Genomic DNA, 26,750 nt, shown 5'->3' on the forward strand with positions numbered 1-26,750 from the left:
TCTCGTCGGTGTCCTTGTCGTCCGCGGCGCTCGCGCAAAGCGCGACGCAGGACAACCGCTCCCGGGAGGTCGGTCCGGTGATCGTGTCGCCGCCTGCGCCGCGACAGGCTCCTGCCGTCAGCCCGGGCACTCAGAAGCAGCGCGCGGCCCGGCGCGCCGCGGGACGCAATCGTGGCGCCCCTGCTGTCGCCGTTCCGGCCGCGCAAGCTCCGAGCGGCCCGGTGCAGACGCCGCTCAACACGGCAGCCGTCACCGACGTCGGCTCCCGGCTCGGCATCACGGCGCGCGAGATGCCGGCGACCGTCGAGGTCATCAGTCAGCGGACGATGCAGGACCTGGGCATCCGGACCACGACCGACGTCGCCAAGGCTGCAGTCGGCGTCACCGGCGGCGATGCGCCCGGCGCGCCCGCCATCTTCTCGATGCGTGGCTTTTCCGGCGACCAGATCTCCACGCTCTACAACGGCATCCCGATCGGGCCGTCGACCATGACCGGCCGTCCCATGGACGTGGCTGGCCTCCAGCAGGTCGAGATCATCAAGGGACCGGACTCGCTGGTGGCGGGCCTCGGTGCGACCGGCGGCGCCATCAACTACGTGAACAAGGCGCCGCACACCGGACCAATCGTCAACGACGCCTTCACCTCCTACGATTCCTTCAACGGCTATCGCGCCGGTTACGGATCGGGCGGCAGCACGCTGATCAACGGCCTCGACTACCGCTTCGACATCAGCCATTTCAACAACAAGGGCTTTATCGACGACACCTATTCGAAGCTCAGCAACGTCTCGGGCCAGCTGAACTATCGCGTCAACGAGAACCTGAGGATCTGGGGCGCGACCGAATACAGGCAGGACAACGACCGCTTCTACTGGGGGACGCCGCTGGTGCCGGCGAACGCGCCGGGCATCGTGCCGACGTATGGCGTCGTCTCCGGCCTCTGGAGCAACTATTACCTCGGCGGCGGCACGCCGGTCCCGGTCACCATCGACGCGCGCACGCTGACCACGAACTACAACGTGCTCGACAATCACAGCGGCGCCAACGAGCTCTGGCTGCGCAGCGGCTTTCAATGGGACATCACCAACAACATCTCGCTGAAGAGCCAGGTCTATGGCTATGACGCCCACCGGCACTGGTTCAACAACGAGATCTCGTCGTTTGACCAGACCGTAGGCAATTTCGCAGGCGCGCAGAGCATCTACCGCGAGCGCCTGGCGCTCGATCACGCACAGCGACTCTACGGCAACATCACCGACCTCACCGTCAATTCCAATCTCGGCGGAATGGACAATCGCTTCGTCGCCACCGTGGCGGCGAGCAGCAACCAGTTCAACGTCTCGCAGGACACGCTGTTCTTCAATGACTACGTCGACCTCCTCAATCCGGACCGCGGCCTCTACGGCCCGCGCAGCGACGAGAAGATCTACACCCATCTCGACACCGCCTCGCTGTCGTTCGAGGACCGGCTCAAGCTGACCTCGACCTTCGCGCTGATCGGCGGCATCCGTTTTGAGAATATCGAGCTGTCGCGGACCCGCTTCGACGAGAATGGCCTCCTGAAAGCCAGCTATCCTTTCTCGAAGACGTTCAATCCGGTCACCGGACGCATCGGCTACACCTGGGACATCGCGCCCGGCGTGATGCTTTACAGCCAGTACGCGACGGCAGCCGACCCGACGGTGGCGAACATCTTCATCCTCAGGCCCACGACGCCGCTGCTGCTCACGACGTCGCGAACCTACGAGACCGGCGTGAAGCTGCTGTCGGCCGACAAGCGCGCGGAGGCCACGTTCTCGGCCTTCGACATCGAGCGCAAGAACGTCTACGTCCCCGAAAGCGGCATCCTCTTCAACGTCGCCGGCAAGATGGCCTCCAAGGGCGTCGAGATCGCCGCCGCGGTCAATCCGGTCGCAGGCCTGAAACTGTGGGGCAACGTCGCCTTCGTGCAGTCGCGCTTCATCGACTTCACCTATGTCGACGGCAATGGCGACTTCCAGTCCTATTCGGGCAAGACGCCGCCCAACGTTCCGAACTTCATCGCCAACGCCGGCGCCTCCTATCGCTTCGACACGAAGCTGCCGGTGGAGATCGGCGGCCTCGTCCGTCACGTCGGCGACCGCTTCAACTTCCAGGACAATCTGGTCACGATGGACGCCTACACGATCTTCGACGCGTTCGCGTTCGTCGATATTCCAAAAGCCTATTTCCCGGGCGTCGACCAGACCCGGATCAGCTTTCGCGTGAGGAACCTAACCAACAAGCTCTACGCGGCCTGGGGCGATCCGGGTTACACCGACCAGATCATCCTGGGCGCGCCGCGCAGCTACGAGGTCGCGGCTTCGTTCAAGTGGTAGTCGCGGATCACCTCGCCCGCGCCGTGGCAGGAGTTGTCACGCGACAGTAGGACGCAATCGCAAATCGATTGCGCCGTTGAAGCCGCAGGTCTCGAGAGCTATCGATCAACGAGACCTGTCTTCCATCGGGAGGAACGCATGAGCACCATCACCGGCGGTTGTCACTGCGGCGCGATCCGCTATCAGGTCGAGGGCGAAGCGATCGTGCACGCGCTGTGTCACTGCCGCGATTGCAGGCTTCACGCGGGCGCTCCCGTCGTCGGCTGGACGATGTACGCGGACGATGCCGTCAAGGTGACCAAGGGCGAGCCCAAGGTCTACAGCTCCTCGGAACATGCGCGGCGGCACTTTTGCGGCGACTGCGGAACCGGCCTGTTTTATGTCAATGCCGACATGTTGCCCGGGGTCATCGACGTCCAGAGCGCGACCTACGACGATCCCGACGCCGTACCGGCGACGATGCACATCCAGGTCGCAGAGCGCCTTCGATGGATGGAGCGCGCGCACGAACTGCCGACATTCGACCGCTATCCTCCGCCACCGTAGCGGCGCGCGCGAAGCGTTCGCCGTCTCGATGGAACCGCACAAACACCATCTTGCAACGGCCGGACGATCTCACGTAGATTGATCGGCGTGGGGACGAAGCAGACTCCCCGTGAGACCTCGGTCCAAGCTCTGCGCAGCACGCCATTCGTGGAGCTTGCGCATGGATACCGAACGCCATCCTCCTGTCCGCCATACCGTTGCCATCCTCTCCCGCGGCGACGCCGCCGCGCGCCGGGACGCGACGGCGCAAAACAGCCGCTTCGTCCGCGTTTTCGAAGCACTCGCCGCGGTCGGCATCGAAGCCCGACCGGTGATCTACGACGAGATCTTCGCCGACGCCGTCCGCGATCAACTGCTCGCCGTCGATGGCGTGCTCGTCTGGGTCGATCCGATCCATCAGGGCAAGACGCGCGAGGCCCTCGACCCGCTGCTTCGCGACGTTGCGGCGCAAGGGCCATGGGTGAGCGCCCATCCCGACGTGATCCTGAAGATGGGCGTCAAGGAGGTGCTCTACCGAACGCGTCATCTCGGCTGGGGAGCCGACACGCATCGCTATGACACCGCCGCAAGCTTCCGCGCCGAATTTCCCGCGCGTCTTCAGGCGAACGGTCCGCGCGTGCTCAAGCAAAATCGCGGCAATGGCGGCCAGGGGGTGTGGAAGGTGGAGGCCCTGCCCAACGCGGACGCCATGGTTCGCGTGCTGCATGCCCAACGCGGCAGTCTGCCCGAGGACATGCCGCTCGATGCCTTCCTCGCGCGCTGCGAACCGTATTTCGGATGGGGCGGCTGCGTCATCGACCAGGCGTTCCAACCCCGCCTGCCCGACGGCATGATCCGCTGCTACATGAGCGGCGCCAAGGTCGCGGGCTTCGGGCATCAATTGATCAAGGCCCTGATCCCGCCGCCGCCGGAAGGCCCCGACGCACCCGAGGCGCAGCCGGGCCCACGGATCATGCATGGACCCGATGCTTCGCAATTCCAGACGCTCCGAAGATCGATGGAGGACGAATGGACGCCGCAGCTGATGGACACGCTCGGCATCGACGAACCGTCGCTGCCGGTGATCTGGGACGCCGACTTCCTGTACGGGCCCCGCGACGCCGCCGGTACCGACACCTACGTCCTGTGCGAGATCAACGCGAGCTCATGCTTTGCGATTCCCGACGACGCGCCAGCGGCAATCGCCCGAACGGTGAAGCACCGCTTGCTCCGGATTCAAGCAGTGCGTTCGGGCGCATAACGCGGAACACTAGGCCGGCAGCCGTGCTGTGACGTCGCCGGATGTCTCCGTGCACAACGGGCAGCGTTGACGAGCCCCGTGGTGGCGCGATCAACGCGCCCGTGCCATCCCACGTCACAGGAATCCGGTCGATATCCACGGTATCGCGGCCACCACGAGCGTGCCGATCAGCAAGGCCACGATATAGCCGACGATCGGCTTGATGCCTTCGTCGGGACTGATGCGGCTGATGGCACAGGCCGCATAGTAGCCGACGCCGAACGGCGGGGCGAACAGACCGATGCCCATGGCGAGAACGACGACCATCGCGTAATGCACCTCGTGCACCCCGACCTGACGGGCGATCGGAAACAGCAGCGGCCCGAACAGAACGATGGCCGGGATGCCCTCGAGCACGCTGCCCAGAATGACAAACGCCACGATGGTAACGCCGAGGAAGACCGGCGTTCCGCCCGGCAGCGCGGTCATGACCTTGGCGAGCGATGCCGAGAAACCCGACTGGGTCAGGGCCCACGCCATCCCGGTCGCGGCACCGATGATCAGCAGAATCGCGCCGGACAGTGACGCGGTCTCCACCAGCATCGGATAAAGGCGGCGCCAGGAGAACTGGCGATAGATCAGAAGCCCGGTGAGAACCGAGTAGACGATGCCGATGGTCGACACCTCGGTAGCCGTCGCAACGCCCTCGACCACCGCGGCCCGGATGACGAAGGGCAGAGCCATCGCCGGAATCGCGATGACGAAGGCGCGGCCGATCTCGCGCCCGCTCGCGCGCTTCACATGCGACAGGTCTTCGCCGCGATATCGCCACCAGACCACGGAGCAGAGCCCGATCGCCAGCACGATGCCGGGCAGCAGACCGCCGGTGAACAGCGCCGCGATCGACACGCCCGTGACCGAGCCGATCGTGATCAGCACCAGCGAGGGCGGGATGGTCTCGGTCTGGGCGCCGGTTGCGGCAAGCAGCGCGACGAGATCGCCAGGCTTGGCGCCCCGCTTGGTCATCTCGGGAAACAGCACGGGCGCCACCGCTGCCATATCGGCCGCCTTGGAACCCGAGATTCCCGACACCAGGTACATCGCGCCGACCAGCACATAGTGCAAACCGCCACGCACATGTCCAAGCAGGCTGGCGAGAAAGCCCACCATGGCACGCGCCATGCCGGTCATTTCGATCAGTAGGCCGAGGAACACGAACAGAGGCACCGCCAGCAGGATCAGATGGCTCATGCCTTCGTCCATGCGCCCGATGATGACCACATCGGGCGTGCCCGTCGTCAGCGCCAGATAGCCGACGGTTGCAAGGCCAAAGGCAAACGCGATCGGCACCGCCGCAAGGACCATGGCGCCGACGATGATCACGAAGAAGATGAGCAGGTTGAGATTGCCGAGAGGCTTGAGCAGCGGCCCCGCCAGCACAAGCGCGGCGATGATCCCGGCGACGAGCGCTACGGCGGCCAGCAGGCTCCGCAAGCCAGCGATGCGAGCCAGCCGCAGAACTGCGGCGACCAGCATCAATCCGATGCCGACGGGTAACGCCGCGGCGCGCCAGCTGTTGACGATTTCCAGCGCCGGCGTCGTGACGAACACCTCGTCGGCCGCGAACTCGTAAGCCGGGTGGATCACCAGCAGGAGAAACGCCAACGACGCCGCGGCGGCAACGACATCCAGGAACGCGCGGGCGTCGGGCCGAAGCATGCCGATGATAGCCGTCATCCGCATGTGCTCACCACGCTGGAAGGCAATCACCGATCCCAGCATGGCGAGCCACAGGAACAGAATGCCGGCGAGCTCGTCGGCCCAGATGATCGGAGCGTGAAAAACGTATCTTCCGACGATGCCGGCCGACAACACGACGATCTCGGCCAGCACCAGCAGTGCCGCCGGGATCGCAACCACATGACCAAGCACCTTGTTGGCCCTGGCGGCCCACAGGTGCACACTTGACTGAGGTGCGGCCATTGCGGCACCCTGATCGATATTCGGCATATGGTTGATCGCGGTCATGACAGTTTGCCCGCCGCTTTCTCGAGCTGCGCCCAGGCCTCTTCACCGAACTTGGCCTTCCAGTCGGCATAGAAGCTCGTCTTCGCCAGCGCCTGCCTGAACGCGCCGCGGTCGACCTCGATGAACTGCATGCCCTTGGCGGTCAGATCCGAGCGCAGTGTGTCGCTCAACTTCGCGATGTCGGCGCGCTCGTCCTTGGCCGAGCGGTCGAATTCGCGGGTCACGATCTGCTGCACGTCCTTTGGCAGTTTTTCGAAAGCGCGCTTGTTGCCGAGGATCCAGTAATTGTCCCACACATGCCCCGTCAGGGAGCAGGTTTTCTGCACCTCGTAGAGCCGGGCCGTCGCGATGATCGGCAGCGGATTCTCCTGCCCGTCGACCACCTTGGTCTGCAGCGCCGAGTAGACTTCGTTGAAATTGATCGGCGCGGGTCCTGCACCAAGCGCCTGGAACAGCGACGTCAGATTGGGCGCGGCCGGCACGCGCAGCTTGAAATTCTTGAGGTCCTCCGGAGTCCTGATCTCGCGGCCCGACGATGTCACGTGGCGGAAGCCGTTGTCCCAGGCGCTCGACACCGTCATGATCGGCGTCTTGGCGATCTGCGCGCGAATATAGGTGCCAAGCTCACCGTCCATCGCCTTCCAGACCGCGTCATAGCTCGTGAACAGAAAGCCGAGGTTGACGATACCCGCCGCCGGAACCAGCGTCGCGAGGATCAGCGAGGAAAGATTGAAGAACTCGACGCCGCCGTTGCGCACCTGCGTCAGCAGGTCGGTATCGGAGCCGAGCTGGTTGGCCGGAAAGAGATTGATGTCGAGCCGCCCGCTCGTCGCCTCGCGAATGCGGTCGGTCGCCTCTTTCGCGCGAACGTTGACGGGATGGGTCGGATCCTGGCCGGTCGCGAGCTTGTAGGTGAATTCCGCGGCCGAAGCGGGACGCGTGAGAATGCCGCATAGCGGCACGGCTGCGCCGGCCATGAGCAACTTGCGACGGCTGAGGGTGATTGGCTTCCGCGGGGTCATCGTCTCCTCCTGTTGAGCATGGATTGATCTGTAGCGACGGCTTTCGCCGCCAGCTGTTGCTGCAGGCCGGCTCTCGATGCGTCGGCATTGGACAGCAGCTCTCGTTCTCCGCAGCAGCGCTGCGAAACATTTTGGCCCGATCGATCGTGAATGGTGGCTGCCTGTGCCGCTAGCGCAGCCACTCCTTGATCTGCCGCTTCACTTCTGCGGTCGAGATGCCGTAGCGGTCGTGCAGCGTCGGCAGCGCGCCGGCGGCGAGAAACTCGTCGGGAAGCCCGATCTGCCGGAATGTCGGATGCACGCCCGAGCGCATCAGGAGCGCCGCGACTGCTTCGCCGAGACCGCCGATCACGGTGTGGTTTTCGGCGACGACCACCAGGCGGCCCGGCTTGCCCGCCTCGCGCAGGATCGCCTCGGTATCGAGCGGCTTGATCGTCGGCACGTGCAGGACGCCGACGTTGATGCGGTCATCCGACAGGGCCTGGGCAGCCTCCAGCGCGCGCATGGTCATGATGCCCGAGGAGATGATCAAGACGTCGGCGCCGTCGCGCAGGAGCGCGGCCTTGCCGAGCTCGAAACGGTAATTGTACTCGTCGAGCACCAGCGGCACCTGGCCGCGTAACAGCCGCATATAGACCGGTCCACGATGCGCAGCGATGGCCGGCACGATCTGCTCGATCTCGTGCGCATCGCAGGGGTCGATCACCGTCATGTTGGGCATCGCGCGGAACAGCGCGAGGTCCTCCGCGGCCTGATGGCTCGGTCCATAGCCCGACGTCAGGCCAGGCAGCGCGCAGGCGATCTTCACGTTGCGGTCTTCTTCCGCGATGGTCTGGTGGATGAAGTCATAGGCCCGCCGCGAGGCGAACACCGCGTAGGTCGTCGCGAACGGCATGAAGCCTTCGGCGGCCAGGCCCGACGCGGCGCCAAACAGGAGCTGCTCGGCCATGCCCATCTGGTAGTAGCGATCGGGAAAGGCCTGCGCGAAGATGTGCAGATCGGTGTATTTGCCGAGATCGGCGGTCATGCCCACGATGTCTTCGCGGCTGCGAGCGAGTTCGACGAGCGCGTGACCGAAGGGCGCCGGTTTGGTGCGCTGCCCTTCCGCCGCAATCGAAGCGATCATGGCGGACGTGGTCAGCCGCGGCTTTGCGGAGGGTGTCGATCCGGCGGACTTCATGATTGGTCTCCCGCGTTCAGTGCAGACAGGGCGAGCTGCCATTCGTGCGGCTCGACGCGAATGAAGTGGTTCTTCTCGCGCTGCTCCAGGAAGGGAACGCCCTTGCCCATCAACGTGTCGGCGACGATCATGCGGGGCTTCGCTTCCGGATGCGCCATCGCGGCATCGAAGGCACCCACCACCGCGTCGAGATCGTTGCCGTCCACCCGCTGCACGAACCAGCCGAACGCCTCAAGCTTGTCGACCAGCGGCTCGAACCCCAGCATCTGCCTGGAGGGCCCATCCGCCTGCTGATTGTTGACGTCGACGACCCCGATCAGATTGTCGAGCCTGTGATGAGCGGCCGACATGATGGCTTCCCATTTGGAGCCCTCGTCCAGCTCGCCGTCCGAAAACAGCGTGAAGATGCGCGCTGCCGATTTCTTGCGCTTCAGCCCGAGTGCCATGCCGACGGCGATGCCAAGGCCAAGGCCCAGCGAGCCACCGGACATCTCCATGCCCGGCGTATAGGAGGCCATGCCCGACATCGGGAGCCGGCTCTCGTCGAAGCCGTAGGTTTGCAGCTCGGCCTCGGGAATGATCCCGGCCTCGATCAGGGCCGCATAGAGCGCGATCGCATAATGTCCGTTGGACAACAGAAAGCGGTCGCGGCCTTCCCAGGTGGGATCTTCGGCGCGAAAACGCATCGCGTGAAAATAAGCCACCGCCAGCACATCGGCGATGTCGAGCGCCTGTGCGATATAGCCCTGGCCCTGGACTTCGCCCATCAGCAAGGCGTTGCGGCGGATGTTGCGGGCACGCTGTGCGAGCGTCGGCGCGTTTGCGAGCGTCGGTGTTGTCATGATCGTTTCTCCTCTGCTCCGCTCAGTGGATCAGCATGCCGCCGTTCACGTCGATGACCGCACCGGTCACGTAGGCCGAGAGGTCGGAGGCGAGGAAGGTGTAGATCCCGGTGACGTCGGCGGCCTCGCCGAGCCGGCCGAGCGGAATTCCCTCGAGGATCTTCGCCCGCATCTCGTCAGTGAGCTTGCCGGCGGTGATGTCGGTCCCGATCAGGCCCGGCGTCACGCAGTTGACGCGGATGCCATCGGGGCCGAACTCGCGCGCCATCGCCTTGGCGAGCCCGAGCACGCCGGCCTTTGCCGCCGAATAGTGTGGTCCGCCGAAGATGCCGCCGCCGCGCTGGGCGGAGACCGACGACATGCATGCGATCGATCCGCCCTTGCGCTTCTGCATATGCGGGATCACGGCCTGCGACAGGAACAGGATGCCCTTGAGATTGACGTCCTGGATGCGGTCCCAATCCTCGGCCTTGATGTCGAGGAGCTTCACGGGCTGGGTCACGCCCGCGTTGTTGATGAGGATGTCGATCTGGCCGAATTTGGCGATGACCGCCTCGACGGCCCTGATGCAGGTTTCCTTGTCGGCCACGTTGCAGGCGAGGCCGAGATGCGGCTCACCGGTGCTGGATTCGAGGCTGCGCGCGGCCGCTTCCGCCGCAGGGCCGTCGATGTCGAGAATGGCGACCCGGGCCCCTTCGGCCGCAAAGCGGCGGGCGGTTGCAAGTCCAATGCCCCGCGGAGAGGCCGCTCCGGTAATGATTGCAGTCTTGCCGCGTAGCAGCATCTACTCCTCCCTGAATGGCTGTTGCCGGGCACCCCAAAAGGCGCCGCTGTTCTTGACCCGGTTGATTATGCCCCCGCCCGATTTCCCACAAACGCGCTGTTGTCTTGCATGGGTGAATTTGGTTCACTTGTCGGATGCTGCTGTCCAGTATCCCGATATCGTCCATCCGCGCCTTCGAGGCGGCCGCACGCACCGGCTCGTTCCGGGATGCGGCGAACGAGCTTCATCTCACCCCGAGCGCGGTGAGCCACGCCATTCGCAAGCTCGAAAGCGCGATGAGCACCACCTTGTTCGAGCGCAGCGCCCGGGCGGTCCGCCTGACACCGGCGGGCGAGAACCTGATGCGTCACGCCGGCGCCGCGTTCGACAATCTGCGCCGGGGCATCGAAGAGGTCGCGGGCCGCGGACCGCAATTGTTGAGGGTGCACTGCGCCCCGAGCTTTGCCGCCCAGTGGCTCGCCCCGCGCCTCGCCCGCTTCATGGCCGCCGAGCCGAAGCTCGAGGTCCGACTCGCCGCCAACACGGAATATGCCCGGTTCAGCAATGACGACTTCGACATCGACATCGTGTACGGCCAGCCGAGGGCAGAGGGCGTCGAGGTCATTCCGTTGGGCGAGGAGACCGTGACGCCGCTCTGCACGCCCGAACTCGCGAAAAAAATTCGCAAACCGAAGGACCTGCTCGACCAGGTGTTGATCCGCTCGGACGTGAAGCAGGTGCAGTGGCACCAATGGTTCACCGCAAACGGGCTCGAAGCGCCGGCCATTCACGGCATGCGCTTCGATCGCAGCTTCCTGGCGATCGCCATGGCGTCGAGCGGCCTCGGCGTGACGCTGGAATCAACACGGCTGGCCGAACGGGAAATCGCGACGAAGCGGCTGGTTGCGCCCCTCGCGGGACGCTCGGTCGACATCCGTTATGTCGGCCACCATCTCGTTTTTCCGCGCGCAAGCCGGCAGCGTCGGCCGATCCGGGTTTTCGCCGACTGGATCACGCGTGAGCTTGCAGCTGGCGGCCCAGCTTCGACACCCTAATGCGCACCGCACCGGCAGCGCTCGTAATCGGCGGGATCGTGGCTGTTGACGATGGTCACGCGGTCGCCGTGGTTCAGCTTCAGCGCGCGCAGCCGCGCCTGGTTGGCGATCCGCATGCCACGGTCCATGTCGCCCTTGCGCTGGAAATAGCCCAGCATCAACGGCACGCGCGGCGATGGGTCGAGCTGGGCGTGGTGGAAATAGCTGTCGCCGGCATGCAACAGCCATTTGTCACCTGATCGCACCGCGATGCCGCAATGGCCGAGCGTGTGGCCGGCGAGCGGGATCATCAGGATGTCGGCTTCCTTGTCGCCGAGCGCGCGCACGCCCTTGAAGCCGAACCAGTCCTCGCCGGCCTCGCCATAGAATGTCCAGCCCGGCCCATGGCTCCACTGCCCCGTGACATAGCGCCCTTCGGGCGGCGCGGGCTTGCGTAGCACCGCCATGTCGTATTCGGCGCGGTGGACGTGGATCGCGGCATGGGGAAAGTCCGGCACGCCGCCGGCGTGGTCGCGGTCGAGATGCGTCAGCAGCACGTGGCGCACATCGCCGGGTGAGTAGCCGAGCGCCTTCACCTGCTCGACCGCCGTCTCCGCCGGGTCCAGCCTTGGCGCGGTCTGGCGCAGCCATCGGCCACCCAGACGATCGGGCGTTGCAATATCGCCGAGACCGATGCCGGTGTCGACCAGAGCGAGTCCGTCCCTCGTCTCGACCAGCAGGCAATGGCAGACCAGGCGGGCGCGCTGGAACAGGCCGCCGGTGCCGTTCACAAGGCGGCGGCCGATCGGGCACATCGTGCCGGTGTTGAGGTGGTGGATCTTCATCGCGCTTCCCTGCTGTTGTGAGCAGGGCGTTCTTGCCACCGGGCGATCTATAGGTAAAATATTGAATATTGATACTATCTCTAGGCACATCCTATGGACATCCGCGAGCTTCGCTACTTCGCCGCCGTGTATCGCGAGCGCAATCTGACCGCGGCGGCACGCGCTTGCTTCGTGTCGCAGCCGTCGATCTCGACCGCGATCACCCATCTGGAGGCCGAGCTCGGCACCACGCTGTTCATCCGGCACAAGAAGGGCGTCGCACCGACCGCCTCAGCCGAGCAGTTTCATGCGCTGGCCCGCCGCATCATCGACGAGGCGGACGCCGCACGCAGCCTGTTCAGGAAGCCGAATACGAAGACCACCGTCACGCTGGGACTGATGCGCACGCTCGACATACCCCGAACGATCGCGCTGCTGAAGCCGCTTACGGCGCGCACCGACATCGCGCTCCGCCTCGTCGGCGGCGACGAGCGCGCCGATGCGCGCATCATCTCGAAGAGCATGCTCCGCGCTGACGAGCATTTCGTCGCGCTATGGAGCGAGCGCTACGTCGCCGCGCTGCCGCCCTCGCATCCGCTGACGCTGAAGGAGAAGCTGCGGACCGCCGATCTCGCCGGCGTCCCCCTGATCGACCGCTGCCATTGCGAGCAAAGCGAATTCTTCGGTCGGAGTTCACAACGAAGGCAGACCGCGGCGGTCGCGCAATCGGAGGATTGGGCGATGGCGCTGGTTGCGGCCGGCGTCGGCATTGCCATCGTCCCGGAAGGCGTGGCGCGCGGCAATCCCGACGTCGCGGTGCGCGAGATCGAGGTCAGGGTCAAACGCGAGGTCGGCCTCGCCTACCGCGCATCAGTGCCGCTCGCGGATGCGCTGAAGGATTTTGTCCGGAAACTTCAGAAGCAGCGGCGCAAGCCGGATCCGACCGGCCCACGGCGCAACAAACGCAGGAAATCCTAGCCCTTCGAGATGACTGCGCGGCCATAGGGCGGCTGGGCCGCAACCGGCGGATTGGCGGTCTGGGCTGCGAGTTCGCCGATCAGGCGGTCGGCATCGGCGGCCATGCCGTCGGGCGCCTGGATCACCAGACGCTCCAGCGCCCAGCGATAGGACGAGACGCGCTGCTCCAGGCACTGCTGCACCCACTGGATGATTAGCGAGTTCTCCCGCATGCGCGCGACCGCATCATCCCTCTCCCTTGGCGAGAGCTCGGAGACCCGCGCCATGGTCGCATCGCGCTTCCTGTCGAGATCGATGACGCGGATCGCGGAGCCGAAGAACGGCTCGAAACGGGTGATGTCGTTGCGCACGTCCTCGATCAGCTGCGCATAGCGCGATGAATGCGAGCGATGCGGCTCGTCGATCAGCGTGCGCCCATACATGGTGCGGTCGAACACGACCTTCTGCTGCCAGGGCGACGGCAGCGCCCTGTAGTCGCCGAATACGCTCTTCCAGGCGGGCCGCGACAGCGGCGGCTCGATCATGGGATAGGCGAGATCGCGAAGCTGGCGCTCCGCGTCGGTGAGCTGGAATTGGGACGACTTCAGGCCGACGCTGCCGGTGGCCTCGGTCCCGAGCCAGCGATGCATGTCGTCGCTGCGCATGTCAGCGCGGGTGCGGCCGAAATCGCCGCCGCTGCACGCGCCGAGCGTCGCACCGACGAGTGCGAGCAGGACGGCCGTTACGACAGGCCGAATCTGGCGGATGGCATCCGGCATTGCAAAAGCCGGATGCTAGCGGCGACGACGACGGCGCCCCGGCGCTGTGCCCTGCTCCGGCCCGCGATCGCCGCTGGTTTCTTCCGTCTGGCGCTCGATGCGGATCACGGGGAGGATCAGAATCGTTCCCGTTTCCGTACGCGGCGTGGCATCCCCCGACGAGCCTGCCCGGCGACCGGCCGGAAATTCGATAATGGTCCCCATATCAGCTCTCTATCAATTGCCGCGCGACCGAGCGCGCTGGTGCAACGTGCGTTCATTAAGATCAGTTCATGGTTAACGGGGTGTAAACGCGCCTTCCGGACCGTAACTTCACGGGCGGCCTCCCGCGTCCCGTTGCGGGACGACAACACCTGAAATGATGGGGTCGACTTCACGCCTCGTTTTCCTTAACGAGCCTTTAAAGGAACCTGCGTTAGGCTCGCGGACGAGTATCTTTTCCAGGTCGCGTATCTCTCCATGACCAAGTCGCTGTTTCCCGGATTCGACGGGCTGATGAGCCTCTCCCGTCGCGAAGGCGTTGATGTTCGCCCGACGCTGCTGCGCGTGCTGACGGACCTCTATGTCCAGGCGCCCACCCACAGCGACGACGAGCAGCGCCAGTTCATCGAGCTTGCGACGCGGCTGATCGACCAGGTCGACGATGCGACGCGCGCGGCCGTCAAGGCGAAGCTTGCGATCTATCCGCAGACGCCCGTCCCGGTCCTGCAGAAACTCGGGCTGGTTGCGACCCAGGAAGGCCGCAGGGTTCCGCTCGCGCGCGAAATTCGCAGCTCCCCGCAGGCGGCTTCGCCTGCTCGCACGCCGACCGACGCCGAGTTGCGCATGGCCGCCAACATGGCGATGCAGCCGAAGGAAGCGGCCGAGATCCACGACATGTTCTTCCGCGCCGATGCGACCCAGCGCGCGCTGGTCCTGCACAATCTGGGGCAGACCCCGCTGAAGGCCGCGCCACGGATTCCGACCGTGCGTGCCAAGCGTGCGATCCAGATCCTGGAGATGGCGGCAATCGCCAACGATGTCGAGAATTTCACCTACGAGCTCGGCGACAGCCTGATCCTGCCCTCGCGCGTCGCAGCCCAGATCGTCGACGATGCCGGTGGCGAAGCGCTCGCAATCGCCGCGCGCGCGCTCGACATGCCGAGCCCGAACTTCCAGCGCATCCTCCTGTTCTTCAAGCCGGAGATCGGCACGTCGGTCGATGCGGTGTACCGGTTGTCGCGGCTCTACGACCGGCTCAGCGACCGCTCTGCGCTCGTGATGCTGGCGGCCTGGCGCGGCTCGACGCTCGCGGTCACGCGCGCAAAATACCAGTCGTCGCTGCACGAGAGCGAACGCCAGCGCGCGCGTGCGGGCGCCAGCCAGACCCGGCCGGGCGTGCAGCCGGGCTCGGCGCCTGCGGTGCGGACGGGCACCGACGGATCGGACCGCTAGGTCTTCGCCAATTCGAGGAAGTGACGACCTTTGCGGTCCTCGGTCTCGACGATCCAGGCGTCCGGATCGAAGCGGATTTCCTTGGTGAGGCGCTCCTCGACCGCTGGCTCAGGCATCGGCTGCGCGGCAAGTGGCACGAAGAAGCGATCGACCGGCCGGCCGTCGTCATAGACGGTCTGCGGCGCCGGTACGTACAGCATCGCGTTGCCGTCGAGCAGCGACACCTTCACGAATACCGCGCCCGCCTCCTCGGCACCGCGACGACGCACCGCCCCGAACACGCCTTCGGTCTGGCACCGGCGCAGGTAGGCGGAAACCCAAATGTTTGATTTCAAACGCATGAAGAGCACGATAGGCCAGTGCTGCAATCAGCACCAGCCTTCGCACAACAATGACGCTTATTCGACGGGGTGGCCGATCGCGGCTCCGAGCTCGCGCAGCAGGCGGTCGGAGACCTGACCCGTCACCTGCATCTTGTGCTCGCGCTCGAATTTCTGGATCGCGGACTGCGTCTCTGCGCCCATCGTGCCCGTGATCTTCAAATTGCCATAGCCGTATTCGGACAGCGCGCGCTGCACGCCGGCGATACGCCGCGCGGCCGGACTCTGCGCGACGGGAATCGGCGCCGGCGGACGCGCGATGGCGACGGATTGCGGCGGCGCCGACGTCGTTTGCTTGACCAGATTGGTCATCGGATCGCCCGCGCGCGGCGTCGATGCCGTCGCCTCGACCGGCTTCTCGGGGGCCTTCTCGGCGGCGCGCTCGACAGGCTTGGGCTCGGCGCGGAATTCCGTCGCTCTCGGCTCCAGCGGCGAGGTATCCGCGCCGACGGGGCGCGGACGCGGCAAGGGGTTCGACAGCGGCACGGACGACGGCGCGGGAAGATTGATCACGGTGCCGAACATCGGCGCCGGATGCCGGCCGGTCTGAAGGAACAGCGCGTTGGCAACGATCGCGCTGACTGCGGCGACGCCGACGAGACCGGCCAGCGTGTCCTTGGGACTGTGCAGCAGGATGCGCATCGCAAGATTGCGCTCGGTCTCGACATCGATGACCGCGGCCTTGGCGCCACGGCGGCGCGGAGCGGCTTCGTCCTTGGCAGACTTCTTAGGCACTTTTCTTCACCAGAGCTGGTTGGTCGTGAGATTGGTCCTGAAGCTCCTGGCGCGGCACCGGTGTCAGCGACGCGATCTTGCTCTCGGCCGCCATTCTATCGGGCGTCTTGGCCTGCGGCGGCGTGTAGACGAGCGGCAGCCTGACGGTGACGGAGGTGCCCTCGCCGAGCCTGCTTTGTACAGTCAATTCGCCGAGATGCAACGCCACCAGACTCTTGACGATCGAAAGTCCGAGGCCCGTGCCTTCGTGACGGCGCTGATAGGTCTTTCCGGCCTGGAAGAACGGCGCGCCGATGCGCTTGAGATCATCCGCCGCAATGCCGACGCCGGTGTCGCTGATGCGCAGCGCGAGCTGCGATCCGGACACCGCGGCCGATACGGTGACCTGACCACCGCGCTCGGTGAACTTGATGGCGTTGGCGACGAGATTGAGCACGATCTGCTTGAAGGCGCGCGGATCGCCGGTCATGACAGGCAGGTCCTGCGGCGCATCGGTGATGAGGTCGATGCCGTTCTCCCGCGCCTTCAGCGCCAGCAGATTGCAGCAATGCATCAGAGAGGCGCGCGGCGCGAACGGTTCCGACGCAATCTCGAAATTGCCCGATTCCATCTTCGACATGTCGAGGATGCCGTTGACGACCGAGAGCAGATGCTGGCCGGAATCGTTGATGAGCTGGGCATATTCCTTGCGCTGGGCCGCACCCAGCATCAGGGTCTGCTCCTGCGCGATCATCTCGGAGAAACCGATGATGGCGTTGAGCGGCGTGCGCAGCTCGTGGCTCATGGTGGCGAGGAAGCGGGTCTTGGCGGCATCGGCCGCTTCCGCGGCGCTGCGCGCCTGATCGAGCGCCTGCTCCGCGAGCTTGCGATCGGTGACGTCGCGCATCACGCCGACGACTTCCGCTTCGCGCGTGGCGTCACCGTCAATATCCTGGCGGCCCATGTCCTGGTCGAGCGGCCGGCAGCGCATCTCGACCCAGATGAAATCGACCTGGCCACGCTCCGATCCGGCCGGCTCCCGCCGCAGCCGGAACTCGACGCTGCGCACGTCCCCGCGCGCGGCATCGGAGAGCGCCGTGAGATAGGCCGGACGATCGGCGACATGGACGCGGTCGAACAGGCCGTGGCCGAGCAGCTGCGCGACAGGCATGCCGAGCATGGCTTCCACCGCCGGCGAGATGAACTGCACCGCGCCGTTGCGCCGATGCCGCGAGATGACGTCGCTCATGTTGCGCGCCAGCAGGCGATAGCGCTCTTCCTCGCGCAACAGCAGCGCAACGCTGGTGCGCGCGAGCGATTCCGCACCGAAGGCGAGGCCCGCGGCATAGAGCGTCGCCGAGGCGACGCCGAACGCCATCAGCACGCCGCGTTGTGCGGCGCTGGCGTCTCCGGCCGGCAGCCAGCCGAGCTGGCCGGCAAGGATCAGGACGCCGGCGCAGGACAGCGCAAGCAGGGAGGCAAAGGCCGCGACGCGGCGCGAGGCCGACAGCGCGGCTTCCAGGGGAACCACGACCAGCCAGATCGCGGCGAATGATTCGATGCCGCCGGTGGTGCCGGCAACCGCCATGATCAAGCCGGCCAGCGCCAGCGACGACAGCACATGGGCGCCTTCATAGCGGCCGGTGCGCGACAGGAACCATGACAGGAGAATGGGGGCGATCAGCCACGCGAAGGCGGCGACCTCGATCGCGCTCGGCGCGCCGCGCGTCGCGAGATAGACCGGGAATGCGGCAAACGCGGCCAGGCTGCCGAGCAGCCGCGGCGCCATGAAGGCACGATGGCGCGCTCGCGTCAGCGCGTCGTAACGCGCGGAGGGATGCAGCAGTGCATCGAGACAATCGCGGATGATACTCAAAACTGTCACGGGTCTCGCGCTTCGGCCCACTCGTCGAGAAGACGCGCCGGAACGCCTCCTTATCGTTGAGCCACCGTGTCAGAGCGACCTTAAACGAGTGCTAAGGCAATGCGGCCCGCCGCCGGACACTGTGTCATCGCGGAGATTTTTAGGCGATTTGACCACGTCATCATCGGGGATGGTGAACACAGGGTTTCACCAGTCCCCGCATGGTTTCGAATTGGTGGACAAGCGGCGCCACCGAAATCACGGGGCTCCGGCGTCAATCGAAAATTTACGACGTGGCGGTTCGGGAAGATTCTTGCGTAGATTTTCCGCGAATTAAGCGGAAGGCAATCACTTGCGATTTATCGAGAGTTGCTAGGTCCGGCGCCTCGCGGGCATCGCCGCGGCGGGATCTAACATACAGGTCGATAAGATGCGCTTTCTGCTCCGCATCACATTCTGGCTCGGGCTGGTGCTGGTGCTCCTGCCGCGGGACAAGACGCCCGAATCGGAGAAGCTGCCGCAGATCGGCGCCGCCGATGCGGTGCAGGCTGCGACCGCGGCCGTCTCCGACGTGACCCAGTTCTGCAAGCGCCAGCCGGCGGCCTGCGAGGTCGGCGGCCAGGCCGCGACCATCATCGGCCAGCGCGCACAGGACGGCGCGAAGAAGATCTACCAGATCATCAACGACAAGAAAGAGCAGCTCGAGAAGACCGACAAGAAGGCGCCCGATCATACCGGCTCGATCGCGCTGGCCGGCGAAGGCGATGCCGCCTCGGGCGAGGCGCCGCGCGACACCCTGAGCCAGGACGACCTCGCGCTGGAATGGCGCGGCCCTGCGGCGGCGCCGGCGAATTAGCGCCCAAACCCTATCGATTTCGCGTCCTCGCATCCTTATATTGGCCTGAACGGGAACATTGGGCCAGCATGACGACGATCGACGAAATCAGGGACAATTTCGAGCTTCTGGACGAGTGGGACGACCGCTACCGGTACGTCATCGAGCTCGGCCGCACCCTGGAACCGATGCCCGAATCCGAGCATTCGGCCGAGAACAAGGTGAATGGCTGCGTCAGCCAGGTCTGGCTCCAGAAGCTGGTCGATCGCGATGGCGGCGCACCGATCCTGAAATATCGCGGCGACAGTGACGCCCACATCGTGCGCGGGCTGGTCGCGATCGTGCTCTCGCTTTACTCCGGCCGCACGCCGCAGCAGATCCTTGCGACCGACGCGATCGCGGTGTTCAACGAATTCGGCTTTCGCGATCATCTGACGCCGCAGCGCTCCAACGGCCTGCGCTCGATGGTCGAGCGCATCAAGACCGACGCGAAAGAGGCGCTCGCGGAAGCTACCTGAAGCGACTACTTCCGCTTCCGCTGCTGCTGCCCCAGTCCCATCTGCTTTGCCAGTTGCGAGCGCGCCACCGCGTAGTTCGGCGCGACCATGGGATAGTCGGCCGGCAGGCCCCATTTCTCGCGATATTGCTCCGGCGTCATGTTGTACTGGGTGCGCAGATGGCGCTTCAGCGACTTGAAGCGCTTGCCGTCTTCCAGACAGACCAGATAGTCCGGCGCGATCGACTTCTTCAGCGACACCGCCGGTTTGGCCGGCTCGAGCGGCGCGGTCTCGGTGCGGCCTGACGAGACGCGCACCAGGGCGCCATGCACCTGACTGATCAGGTTCGGGATATCGGCCGCCGGCGTCGGGTTGTTGCCGACATAGGCGGACACGATGCTCGCCGTCAGCTCGATGAAATTCTTAGCCCCGTTATCCGACATGGGCCCGACCTTTCCCTGACCTTGCGTCTCGCCGGAGAGACGACGCCTAAGTATTCCGTGTCAACAATACATTCGGCCGAAATAAGACGACTGACGAATATGAGCTGATTACTGACGAAGTGACAAGAACGATGGCGCTCTACTTGGACGCGGCGGCCTCAGGACCGCTGGTCGAGATGGGCGCGCAGTTCGTCGATCGAGGCGAAGCGCATCATGCCTTCCGGCATCTGCGCTTCGATCGAGCCATCGGAATAGAGCGAATAGGCCATGCCGTCGACGATACCCGATTTGAGCACGGTCACGGGCGCCTGCTCGACCGGCGTCGGTTCGGGGGGAGGCGGCGGCGGGCCGGGCTCGGTAAAGATCGACGGCGAGCGCGGCGGCGGGCGACGCCCGGCGGCCGGCGGTTCCGGTGGCCGCATACGGTCCGGCCTCGGCCAGGCATCGTCGAAGCTCGCCGGCTGACTCTCCGGGGCGGTCGGTTCCGTGGGCTCGTCATGAGGCTGCGGCGGCAAGCTCTCTGTCGCCTTCGCCTCCGCGCGCTCGCGCTCCTTGCGGGAGGACGATGCGAACAACAGGTTGCGGCGGCGCGGCGCTTCCGGAGCCGCAGGCGGTGTCGGAGCTTCCGGCTCCGGCGGCGGTTCGGCGCGCGGCCGCTCGCGCGCGGCGGCCTCGCTCTGCCACGGCGGCAGACCCGCGGCCGGTGGTGGCTCGGTTTTCGTCGCCGATGCCGGGAACGGCTCGGACACTGGCGCGCCAGGCACCGCGAGGCCCGGCAGCACGGGCCTGACCCGAACCTCGCCCGGCACGGCCGATCCGGCCAACCGGCGGGCGATGCCCTTCAGTTCCACGACCACGACGTAGAGGCCGGCCAGTAACATTCCGGAGCAGACGCCAATGGTGCCGGAGATTATGAGGGTGCTGCCGAGGCTGGCCTCCCTAACGGTGAAGCCGAACAGGATCGTAAGGAGGCCCGCCAGGACGGCGAAAATCCCCACAATCAACAATGCCAAGCTCATCGAACTCACCCCTGGTCGCGCAGCCGTGCGCGACACCCGTTACGCCACGATACCGTCATACGGTGTTCCACGCCAACGGCGAATTAGAGCCTGCGTTCCTAAAGGGAAGGATATCAGGGACTTATTCACATTCCCTTCAGCTACGGCCCGCTACTTCTAAGCTGCTCTCAACTGTCTGGATTTGCTGCGTCGCATCAGGATTTTAGCCATAATGCCCAATTACTTGGTAATGGAACTGCGCTATAGGGATTCCGGGGAAGTGGCCCGCGGGCACCAGCAGGGCCAAGAGGGGATTCCGGGTCACCAATAGCCATGACATCCATCACGACTTCGGCGATCGACACGCCTCTGCGGCGCTCGGTTGAACGGACTTGCGACGATCTCGCCATGCTGGTGCTGGCTGCGGTCGCCGTCATTGCAGGCTTGACCTTCCGCGACTACGGGCTCGGCTGGGACGATTACACCCACGCTGAATATGCCGACCTGCTGCTGCGCATGTTCGGTTCCGGCTTCAGGGACACCGCGGCGCTCTCTTTCGCGAATCTCTACATGTATGGCGGCGGCTTCGACATGGTCGCGGCTCTCCTGCACAAGGTCATTCCGCTCGAGCTGTTCGAGACGCGACGCCTGCTCGGCGCCATGGTCGGCGTGATCGGGCTTGCGGTGACGCGGCGGCTCGGCCGCCGCATCGGCGGGCCCCTTGCCGGTCTTGCCGCGCTGCTGCTGCTCGCGCTCTGCCCGATCTTCTACGGCCACATGTTCATGAACCCGAAGGATGCGCCCTTCGCGGTGGCCATGATCATCCTGATGCTGGGCCTCGTACGCCTCGCCGAGGAATATCCGCAGCCGTCGCCGCGCACGATCCTGATTGTCGGCCTGGGTGCCGGCCTCTCGCTCGGCTGCCGCGTCCTCGGCGGCCTCGCGCTGGTCTACGCCATGATCGGCTTCATGCCGCTGTTCCTGGAGGAGCTGCGCACCGAAGGCGCCCGCGAAGCAGCCCGCCGATTCGCCCATGTCGTCTACGTGCTGCTGCCCGGCCTCGTGTTCGGCTACCTCGTGATGGGCCTGATCTGGCCGTGGTCGATCATGGAGCCCGGCAATCCCTTCGAGGCCCTGACCTATTTCTCGCATTTCTTCGAGAAGCCCTGGAAGGAGATGTTCGACGGCGCGATCGTGTCCGTGCCCGACATGCCCTGGTCCTATCTGCCGACGCTGTTCGCGCTGCAGCTTCCCGAGGTGATGCTGGTGCTGATGGGCGGCGCCGTGGTCAGCACCTTCGCGATGCTGCCGCGCCGCGAGGTTCCGGCTCGCCGCAAGACCATCCTCTTGATGCTGACGCTGGCGGCGACCCTGCCGCTCGCAATCGCGATGGTGAAGCGGCCGGCGCTGTACAACGGCATCCGCCACTTCGTCTTTGTGATCCCGCCGATGGCGGTGCTTGGCGGCGTCGCCTTTGCCTGGGCCATGGAGCGCCTGCGCACCAACCACCGCACCTGGCAGCCCGTCGTGCTCGCGACCTTCTGCTTCGGCCTCGCGCTGTCGCTGGCCGAGATGATCCGGCTGCATCCCTATCAATACACGCACTTCAACCACATCGCCGGCACCGTGCGCGGCGCCGACGACCGCTTCATGCTGGACTATTGGGGCCTTGCGCTGAAGCAGGCCTCGGACGAACTGCGCGAGCAGATCGTCGAGCGGCAGGAAGTGGCGCCGGGCAACCGCAAATGGAAGGTCGCGGTGTGCGGTCCGCAGCGCCCGGCCCAGGTCGCGCTCGGGCCCGACTTCACCATCGGCTGGGATTCCAACGCGGCCGATTTCGCGATGACGCTCGGCGAGTTCTACTGCAAGGGCCTCACTGCGCCCGTGATGGTCGAGATCAAGCGCGACGACGTGGTGTTCGCCCGCGTCTACGACATCCGCGGCCGCAGCATTTCCAGCCTGCTGTCGATCCCGGCGCCGTAATAATTTTCTCCGGGACCTTTCGTGAGGCCCCCGCATTACGCGGAGCCTGTCATCGGGCGGCGCTTCGCGCCGACCCGTTGGCTCCATGCGGGCTACGCGTGGCTGCTGCGATTTGACCGCCTTGCCGCCAGCCCCACCCGCGACTACGCTCCCTCCCCGAAACAACGAAGTTCGGAGAGATAAGCCATGTCGCCAGCGGAAGCGCGCCTGAAGGAAGTGCCTTCGAACATGACGGAGGCGGAGTGGCAGCAACGGGTCAATCTCGCCGCCTGCTACCGCCTCGTCTCGCTGTACGGCTGGGACGATCTGGTCGACACCCACATTTCGGCGCGCGTGCCCGGCCCCGACCATCATTTCCTCATCAACCCCTACGGACTGATGTTCGACGAGATCACGGCATCGAGCCTCGTCAAGGTCGACCTGCACGGCAACCAGCTCTCCGAGAGCGAGTACAGCATCAACCCGGCCGGGTTCACCATCCATTCGGCGATCCACGAGGTGCGTGAGGACGCAATCTGCGTGCTGCATCTCCACACGCTCGACGGCACCGCGGTGTCGAGCAGCGCGGAAGGGCTGCTGCCGCTGAACCAGACCGCCCAGCTCGTCACCCACGACCTCGCCTATCACGACTATGAGGGCATCGCGCTCGACCACGACGAGCGGCCGCGGCTGCAGAAGGACCTCGGCGACCATAACCACATGCTGCTGCGTAACCACGGCACGCTGACGGTCGGCCGGTCAGTCGCCTCAGCGTTCGAGCGCATGTACCACCTTGAGCGCGCCTGCTCGATGCAGGTGCGCACGCGCGCGCTGGGCACGCCGGTCTATCCGGTTGAGGAGATTGCGATCGAGAAAAACACCGAGCTGCTCGCCAACCGCGACCGCGCCGAGCTGCGCGCCACCAACCTGGTTTGGCCGCCGCTGCTGCGCAAGCTCGACCGCGAGCTTCCGGGCTACCGGACTTGAGATTCTGCCGATTTAGTGTAGGGTAGCGTTCAACGAACCTCTACGCCTTTTGGAATGAAACGCCGCCCAATTCCGGGCGGCGTTTTTATTTGCGCCGTCATTGCGAGGAGCGAAGCGACAATCCAGACTGTGCCCGTGGAGGGATTCTGGATTGCTTCGCTACGCTCGCAATGACGAGGAGAGAGTCTTCGTAGGGCCGGCAAAGCGACTTGTCCGCCGTAGCTCGAAGAGCGAAGGCGGAAGCGTGCCCACCTCTCTATCGCGATCGCGGACGAATGGTGGGCACGGCGCTTTGCGCCTTTGCCCTACGGCACCGCGCCTATTTCACGTCCGCGAGCGCCGCGAGGATCCGCGCCCAGGAGCGGATGCCCTTCTGGAAGCTGCGGAGGTCGTACTTCTCGTTCGGCGAATGGATGTTGTCGTCGTCCAGGCCGAAGCCGACCAGCAGCGAGTCGAGCCCAAGCGTCCGCTTGAAATCGGCGACGATCGGGATCGAGGCGCCCGACCCCATCAGCACGGTCTCCTTGCCCCACTCCTCGGTCAGCGCCTTGCTGGCGGCGGCAAGCGGTTTCATGTTCCAGTCGAGCGCCACCGCGGGCGCGGCGGAATGATCGCCGAACTCGACCTTGCAGTCGCCCGGAAGCCGCGCCGCCACGTAGTCGCGAAAAGCCTTGCGGATCTTCTGGGGGTCCTGCCCCTCGACCAGGCGGAACGAGACCTTGGCCGAGGCATGCGACGGGATCACCGTCTTGGAGCCTTCGCCGATATAGCCGCCCCAGATGCCGTTGACGTCGCAGGTCGGACGCGAGGAGGCCTGCTCGATCAGCAGCCGGCCCTTCTCGCCGGCGGGGATCGACAGACCGATCGGCTTGAGGAACATCTCCGGCGTGAGGTTGAGCTTCTTCCACTGCTCCAGGATATCAGGTGGCAGATCCTTCACGCCGTCATAGAAGCCGGGGATGGTGATGCGGTTGTCGTCGTCGAACAGGCCGCCCAGGATTTTCGTCAGCACCCGGATCGGGTTCATCGCGCTGCCGCCGAACACGCCGGAATGCAAATCACGATTGGCGGCGGTGATCTTCAGCTCCTCATAGAGCAGACCGCGCAGCGACGTCGTGATCGCGGGCGTGTTGCGATCCCACATGCCGGTGTCGCAGACCAGCACGTAGTCCGCTTTGAACTCGTCCTTGTTGGCCTCGATGAACGGCACGAAATTCTTGGAGCCGACCTCCTCCTCGCCTTCGATCAGGAAGGTGATGTCGATCGGCAGCGAGCCGGTCACTTTCTTCCAGGCGCGGCAGGCCTCGACGAAGGTCATGACCTGGCCCTTGTCGTCCTCGGCGCCGCGCGCGACGATGATCTTGCGGCCGTCGGCGTGGTCGGTGACGACAGGCTCGAACGGCGGACGATGCCACAGATCGAGCGGATCGACCGGCTGCACGTCGTAATGGCCGTAGAAAATCACATGCGGCCGTCCGCCCGCCCCGGTCTTGCCGACGATTGCGGGATGGCCCGCGGTCGGGCGCACTTCAGTGGCGACACCGAGGCTCGCGATGTCCTTGGCGAGATGCTCGGCCGCGGCCTTGCAGTCGGCGGCAAAAGCCGGATCCGCAGAGATCGACTTGATCCGCAATAGCGAGAACAGACGCTCCAGGCTGTTGTCGAAATCCTTGTCGATGTGATCGAGCACCGATTGAAGCTGCGCATTGGCCATGGTCGTATTCCTGACTTTTGAGTCTCAAGAGGTACCGGGTTTTAGCGCTGCCGCCGCCTCGGAGCCAGCCGCAACCGGCGGATGCCGGATGTGCCATGCGAGGCTACCTGCAAGAATGGCGGTCGCGACAAGGTTATTGCCCCAGGCCTGGATGACATTGGGAAACCACGGCAGCGACAGCAGCATGAGGATGCCGGCGGCGCCCAGCGCGAGCCAGGTTCCCAGCCGCACGTTCGGTCGCGCGTCGAAGGCGGCGCGATGCATCAGCACCGTCATCGGGAAGAACAGCCACATGAAGTAGTATTGCCGCGCCAGCGGCGATGCCACCGTCATCAGGCAGAACAGGATGCCGAGCTCCTCCGCATCCGAGCGCGCCGTTCGCCGCGCTTGCGACGGCATCACCGCGAGAAAGCCGAGCCCGAGCAACGCCGACAACGCCATCACGATCAAGTTCGCCGTCTTGTAGTCGACGTCGATGACATTCATCGTGCGCGGTGGCTTGCTGGGATCTTCCTGATTGTAGTTGATCGGCCGGACCAGACGGTGCGTGACGGCAATGAGGGACTGGTTGACCCACGACCAGTTCTGCTCATCGCGCTGGCCAAAGCCCTTTTCCGAGCTCGTGCCGACCATGCCCTGGTACCAGGTCTTGAGCTCGGCCGCGTTGCGCTCGAAGCCGCGGATCGGTGCAGGCACGACATAGAGAAGGATGCCGGTGAAAGCGACCGTCGCGACGGTGGCCGCCCACTTCCTGCGCCAGATCAGATAGGGCAGCACCGCGATCGGAAACACCTTGATGGCGGTGGCGAGCGCGAACAGGAAGCCCGCGAGCCAGGACCGTTGACGCTGCAACAACCAGAAGCCCCAGAGCATCATCGCCAGCAGCACGAGGTTCGGCTGGCCGAGGTCGAACATGTCGAACACGAAGGTCACGGTGACGATGGCCGGCAGCGCTTCGAGCCATGGGCCGGGCCTGCGGCCCGATCCCGTCATGGCATTGGAGAAGTTGCCCGTGTACCACCATGCCACCACGTTCAGGATCGACAGCACGACATAGAGCGGGATCTTGCCGAACCAGCTCGGGATCGCCAGCAGGATCGCCGGCAGCGGTGGATAAATGAATTCGAAATACTCGCCGACCTGGTCGGGATAGAGCGATCCACCGTGCAGCACCTGCTGCCCGGCCCAGTACCACAGCCCATAATCCTTGGTCTTGCCGTGGCCGAAGATCTCGGGAACGAGCACGTCAGCGGTCAGGAGGACGCAGCAGATCAGGAAGAGCAGATCGAGCGGCGCACGCAGCGACAAGGCTCTGTGCGGGCCAAGTTTGTCTGATAGATTCGGTGATGTCACATTATGTCCCGTCGGCAA

General features: G+C 65.2%; 25 protein-coding genes. 10 read left to right on the top strand and 15 right to left on the bottom strand.

What is annotated here, in order from left to right:
* Positions 1-8 precede the first annotated feature (8 nt).
* The 3 genes from AC1DW2_RS08125 (at position 9) to AC1DW2_RS08135 (ending at position 4,143) form a co-directional block, all read left to right on the top strand.
* The gene (locus AC1DW2_RS08125) at positions 9-2,357 is read left to right on the top strand and encodes a TonB-dependent receptor (protein WP_477005668.1); all 2,349 of its coding nucleotides are present in this window, start codon (positions 9-11) and stop codon (positions 2,355-2,357) included.
* A 138-nt stretch (positions 2,358-2,495) separates the two neighbouring features.
* Positions 2,496-2,903 carry a GFA family protein gene (locus tag AC1DW2_RS08130; protein WP_208085752.1) on the top strand — a complete coding sequence of 136 codons (408 nt, stop codon included), beginning with the start codon at positions 2,496-2,498 and terminating at the stop codon, positions 2,901-2,903.
* A gap of 160 nt (positions 2,904-3,063) precedes the next feature.
* Complete coding sequence (locus AC1DW2_RS08135; RefSeq protein WP_477005669.1) at positions 3,064-4,143, top strand: Cj0069 family protein; 1,080 nt, start codon at positions 3,064-3,066, stop codon at positions 4,141-4,143.
* A gap of 114 nt (positions 4,144-4,257) precedes the next feature.
* On the opposite strand, the gene AC1DW2_RS08140 is transcribed toward AC1DW2_RS08135, so the two are convergent.
* The 5 genes from AC1DW2_RS08140 to AC1DW2_RS08160 all read right to left on the bottom strand — a co-directional run bounded on the left by AC1DW2_RS08140 (position 4,258) and on the right by AC1DW2_RS08160 (position 9,978).
* Positions 4,258-6,105 (bottom strand): TRAP transporter large permease, encoded by a 1,848-nt coding sequence (locus AC1DW2_RS08140; RefSeq protein WP_477005755.1) that lies wholly within the window; start codon positions 6,103-6,105, stop codon positions 4,258-4,260.
* Between the two features lie 41 nt (positions 6,106-6,146).
* Positions 6,147-7,172 (bottom strand): TRAP transporter substrate-binding protein, encoded by a 1,026-nt coding sequence (locus tag AC1DW2_RS08145; RefSeq protein ID WP_166351341.1) that lies wholly within the window; start codon positions 7,170-7,172, stop codon positions 6,147-6,149.
* Between the two features lie 169 nt (positions 7,173-7,341).
* A complete protein-coding gene (locus AC1DW2_RS08150) occupies positions 7,342-8,352 on the bottom strand; it encodes a transketolase family protein (RefSeq protein WP_477005670.1) in 1,011 nt (336 codons plus the stop codon).
* Positions 8,349-9,194, bottom strand: coding sequence for a transketolase (locus AC1DW2_RS08155; protein WP_477005671.1), 846 nt, complete (start codon positions 9,192-9,194; stop codon positions 8,349-8,351). The genes AC1DW2_RS08150 and AC1DW2_RS08155 overlap by 4 nt, the downstream gene beginning before the upstream one ends.
* A gap of 22 nt (positions 9,195-9,216) precedes the next feature.
* The gene (locus tag AC1DW2_RS08160; RefSeq protein WP_477005672.1) at positions 9,217-9,978 is read right to left on the bottom strand and encodes an SDR family NAD(P)-dependent oxidoreductase; all 762 of its coding nucleotides are present in this window, start codon (positions 9,976-9,978) and stop codon (positions 9,217-9,219) included.
* Between the two features lie 137 nt (positions 9,979-10,115).
* On the opposite strand from AC1DW2_RS08160, the gene AC1DW2_RS08165 reads away from it, so the two are divergent.
* The gene (locus tag AC1DW2_RS08165; RefSeq protein ID WP_477005756.1) at positions 10,116-11,012 is read left to right on the top strand and encodes a LysR substrate-binding domain-containing protein; all 897 of its coding nucleotides are present in this window, start codon (positions 10,116-10,118) and stop codon (positions 11,010-11,012) included.
* On the opposite strand, the gene AC1DW2_RS08170 is transcribed toward AC1DW2_RS08165, so the two are convergent.
* Positions 11,009-11,836 (bottom strand): MBL fold metallo-hydrolase, encoded by an 828-nt coding sequence (locus tag AC1DW2_RS08170; RefSeq protein WP_477005673.1) that lies wholly within the window; start codon positions 11,834-11,836, stop codon positions 11,009-11,011. The two genes, AC1DW2_RS08165 and AC1DW2_RS08170, sit on opposite strands and share 4 nt — an antisense overlap.
* A 93-nt stretch (positions 11,837-11,929) precedes the next feature.
* Here AC1DW2_RS08170 and AC1DW2_RS08175 point away from each other — a divergent pair, with 93 nt between their 5' ends.
* The gene (locus AC1DW2_RS08175) at positions 11,930-12,793 is read left to right on the top strand and encodes a LysR family transcriptional regulator (protein ID WP_477005674.1); all 864 of its coding nucleotides are present in this window, start codon (positions 11,930-11,932) and stop codon (positions 12,791-12,793) included.
* Here AC1DW2_RS08175 and AC1DW2_RS08180 read toward each other — a convergent pair.
* Together AC1DW2_RS08180 and AC1DW2_RS08185 are read right to left on the bottom strand one after the other, a co-directional pair.
* The gene (locus AC1DW2_RS08180; protein WP_477005675.1) at positions 12,790-13,551 is read right to left on the bottom strand and encodes a hypothetical protein; all 762 of its coding nucleotides are present in this window, start codon (positions 13,549-13,551) and stop codon (positions 12,790-12,792) included. The genes AC1DW2_RS08175 and AC1DW2_RS08180 overlap by 4 nt on opposite strands.
* A gap of 15 nt (positions 13,552-13,566) precedes the next feature.
* Entirely contained in the window at positions 13,567-13,755 is a 189-nt protein-coding gene (locus AC1DW2_RS08185) for a hypothetical protein (protein ID WP_014496746.1), read from the bottom strand.
* Between the two features lie 255 nt (positions 13,756-14,010).
* Between AC1DW2_RS08185 and AC1DW2_RS08190 the strand changes: the two genes are divergently transcribed.
* The gene (locus AC1DW2_RS08190; RefSeq protein WP_477005676.1) at positions 14,011-14,985 is read left to right on the top strand and encodes a DUF2336 domain-containing protein; all 975 of its coding nucleotides are present in this window, start codon (positions 14,011-14,013) and stop codon (positions 14,983-14,985) included.
* On the opposite strand, the gene AC1DW2_RS08195 is transcribed toward AC1DW2_RS08190, so the two are convergent.
* Genes AC1DW2_RS08195 through AC1DW2_RS08205 form a run of 3 tightly spaced genes read right to left on the bottom strand, consistent with a single transcriptional unit; the run spans position 14,982 to position 17,964 of the window.
* Positions 14,982-15,326: a DUF1491 family protein gene (locus AC1DW2_RS08195; RefSeq protein WP_063986550.1), complete on the bottom strand. Its 345-nt coding sequence runs from the start codon at positions 15,324-15,326 to the stop codon at positions 14,982-14,984. The genes AC1DW2_RS08190 and AC1DW2_RS08195 overlap by 4 nt on opposite strands.
* 57 nt (positions 15,327-15,383) lie before the next feature.
* Positions 15,384-16,100: a peptidoglycan-binding domain-containing protein gene (locus AC1DW2_RS08200; protein ID WP_085402709.1), complete on the bottom strand. Its 717-nt coding sequence runs from the start codon at positions 16,098-16,100 to the stop codon at positions 15,384-15,386.
* The gene (locus AC1DW2_RS08205) at positions 16,093-17,964 is read right to left on the bottom strand and encodes a PAS domain-containing sensor histidine kinase (protein WP_477005677.1); all 1,872 of its coding nucleotides are present in this window, start codon (positions 17,962-17,964) and stop codon (positions 16,093-16,095) included. The genes AC1DW2_RS08200 and AC1DW2_RS08205 overlap by 8 nt, the downstream gene beginning before the upstream one ends.
* 409 nt (positions 17,965-18,373) lie before the next feature.
* Here AC1DW2_RS08205 and AC1DW2_RS08210 point away from each other — a divergent pair, with 409 nt between their 5' ends.
* A complete protein-coding gene (locus tag AC1DW2_RS08210) occupies positions 18,374-18,799 on the top strand; it encodes a DUF5330 domain-containing protein (protein WP_063984586.1) in 426 nt (141 codons plus the stop codon).
* Positions 18,800-18,867: 68 nt separating this feature from the next.
* Entirely contained in the window at positions 18,868-19,296 is a 429-nt protein-coding gene (locus tag AC1DW2_RS08215) for a SufE family protein (protein WP_028149946.1), read from the top strand.
* Positions 19,297-19,301: 5 nt separating this feature from the next.
* Here the strand turns inward: AC1DW2_RS08215 and AC1DW2_RS08220 are convergent, their stop codons facing one another.
* Both AC1DW2_RS08220 and AC1DW2_RS08225 read right to left on the bottom strand, forming a co-directional pair.
* Positions 19,302-19,718 (bottom strand): Ros/MucR family transcriptional regulator, encoded by a 417-nt coding sequence (locus tag AC1DW2_RS08220; RefSeq protein ID WP_063984587.1) that lies wholly within the window; start codon positions 19,716-19,718, stop codon positions 19,302-19,304.
* Positions 19,719-19,876: 158 nt separating this feature from the next.
* Positions 19,877-20,737, bottom strand: a complete 861-nt coding sequence (locus AC1DW2_RS08225; RefSeq protein WP_477005678.1) for a DUF308 domain-containing protein — start codon at positions 20,735-20,737, stop codon at positions 19,877-19,879.
* A 312-nt stretch (positions 20,738-21,049) separates the two neighbouring features.
* Between AC1DW2_RS08225 and AC1DW2_RS08230 the strand changes: the two genes are divergently transcribed.
* Positions 21,050-22,699: a glycosyltransferase family 39 protein gene (locus AC1DW2_RS08230; RefSeq protein WP_477005679.1), complete on the top strand. Its 1,650-nt coding sequence runs from the start codon at positions 21,050-21,052 to the stop codon at positions 22,697-22,699.
* Positions 22,700-22,885: 186 nt separating this feature from the next.
* Positions 22,886-23,665, top strand: coding sequence for a class II aldolase/adducin family protein (locus tag AC1DW2_RS08235; protein ID WP_477005680.1), 780 nt, complete (start codon positions 22,886-22,888; stop codon positions 23,663-23,665).
* A 319-nt stretch (positions 23,666-23,984) separates the two neighbouring features.
* On the opposite strand, the gene AC1DW2_RS08240 is transcribed toward AC1DW2_RS08235, so the two are convergent.
* The gene (locus tag AC1DW2_RS08240) at positions 23,985-25,379 is read right to left on the bottom strand and encodes a M20/M25/M40 family metallo-hydrolase (protein WP_477005681.1); all 1,395 of its coding nucleotides are present in this window, start codon (positions 25,377-25,379) and stop codon (positions 23,985-23,987) included.
* Positions 25,380-25,403: 24 nt separating this feature from the next.
* Positions 25,404-26,687: a glycosyltransferase family 87 protein gene (locus tag AC1DW2_RS08245; RefSeq protein WP_477005682.1), complete on the bottom strand. Its 1,284-nt coding sequence runs from the start codon at positions 26,685-26,687 to the stop codon at positions 25,404-25,406.
* Positions 26,688-26,750 lie beyond the last annotated feature (63 nt).

Source organism: Bradyrhizobium sp. P3_C3 (genome assembly GCF_056402655.1).

Coding starts and splice junctions, on each gene's coding strand:
- AC1DW2_RS08130 (WP_208085752.1), top strand. CDS start 2,496: ATGAGCACCATCACCGGCGGTTGTCACTGCGGCGCGATCCGCTATCAG.
- AC1DW2_RS08135 (WP_477005669.1), top strand. CDS start 3,064: ATGGATACCGAACGCCATCCTCCTGTCCGCCATACCGTTGCCATCCTC.
- AC1DW2_RS08140 (WP_477005755.1), bottom strand. CDS start 6,105: ATGGCCGCACCTCAGTCAAGTGTGCACCTGTGGGCCGCCAGGGCCAAC.
- AC1DW2_RS08145 (WP_166351341.1), bottom strand. CDS start 7,172: ATGACCCCGCGGAAGCCAATCACCCTCAGCCGTCGCAAGTTGCTCATG.
- AC1DW2_RS08150 (WP_477005670.1), bottom strand. CDS start 8,352: ATGAAGTCCGCCGGATCGACACCCTCCGCAAAGCCGCGGCTGACCACG.
- AC1DW2_RS08155 (WP_477005671.1), bottom strand. CDS start 9,194: ATGACAACACCGACGCTCGCAAACGCGCCGACGCTCGCACAGCGTGCC.
- AC1DW2_RS08160 (WP_477005672.1), bottom strand. CDS start 9,978: ATGCTGCTACGCGGCAAGACTGCAATCATTACCGGAGCGGCCTCTCCG.
- AC1DW2_RS08170 (WP_477005673.1), bottom strand. CDS start 11,836: ATGAAGATCCACCACCTCAACACCGGCACGATGTGCCCGATCGGCCGC.
- AC1DW2_RS08175 (WP_477005674.1), top strand. CDS start 11,930: ATGGACATCCGCGAGCTTCGCTACTTCGCCGCCGTGTATCGCGAGCGC.
- AC1DW2_RS08180 (WP_477005675.1), bottom strand. CDS start 13,551: ATGCCGGATGCCATCCGCCAGATTCGGCCTGTCGTAACGGCCGTCCTG.
- AC1DW2_RS08185 (WP_014496746.1), bottom strand. CDS start 13,755: ATGGGGACCATTATCGAATTTCCGGCCGGTCGCCGGGCAGGCTCGTCG.
- AC1DW2_RS08190 (WP_477005676.1), top strand. CDS start 14,011: ATGACCAAGTCGCTGTTTCCCGGATTCGACGGGCTGATGAGCCTCTCC.
- AC1DW2_RS08195 (WP_063986550.1), bottom strand. CDS start 15,326: ATGCGTTTGAAATCAAACATTTGGGTTTCCGCCTACCTGCGCCGGTGC.
- AC1DW2_RS08210 (WP_063984586.1), top strand. CDS start 18,374: ATGCGCTTTCTGCTCCGCATCACATTCTGGCTCGGGCTGGTGCTGGTG.
- AC1DW2_RS08215 (WP_028149946.1), top strand. CDS start 18,868: ATGACGACGATCGACGAAATCAGGGACAATTTCGAGCTTCTGGACGAG.
- AC1DW2_RS08220 (WP_063984587.1), bottom strand. CDS start 19,718: ATGTCGGATAACGGGGCTAAGAATTTCATCGAGCTGACGGCGAGCATC.
- AC1DW2_RS08225 (WP_477005678.1), bottom strand. CDS start 20,737: ATGAGCTTGGCATTGTTGATTGTGGGGATTTTCGCCGTCCTGGCGGGC.
- AC1DW2_RS08230 (WP_477005679.1), top strand. CDS start 21,050: ATGACATCCATCACGACTTCGGCGATCGACACGCCTCTGCGGCGCTCG.
- AC1DW2_RS08235 (WP_477005680.1), top strand. CDS start 22,886: ATGTCGCCAGCGGAAGCGCGCCTGAAGGAAGTGCCTTCGAACATGACG.
- AC1DW2_RS08240 (WP_477005681.1), bottom strand. CDS start 25,379: ATGGCCAATGCGCAGCTTCAATCGGTGCTCGATCACATCGACAAGGAT.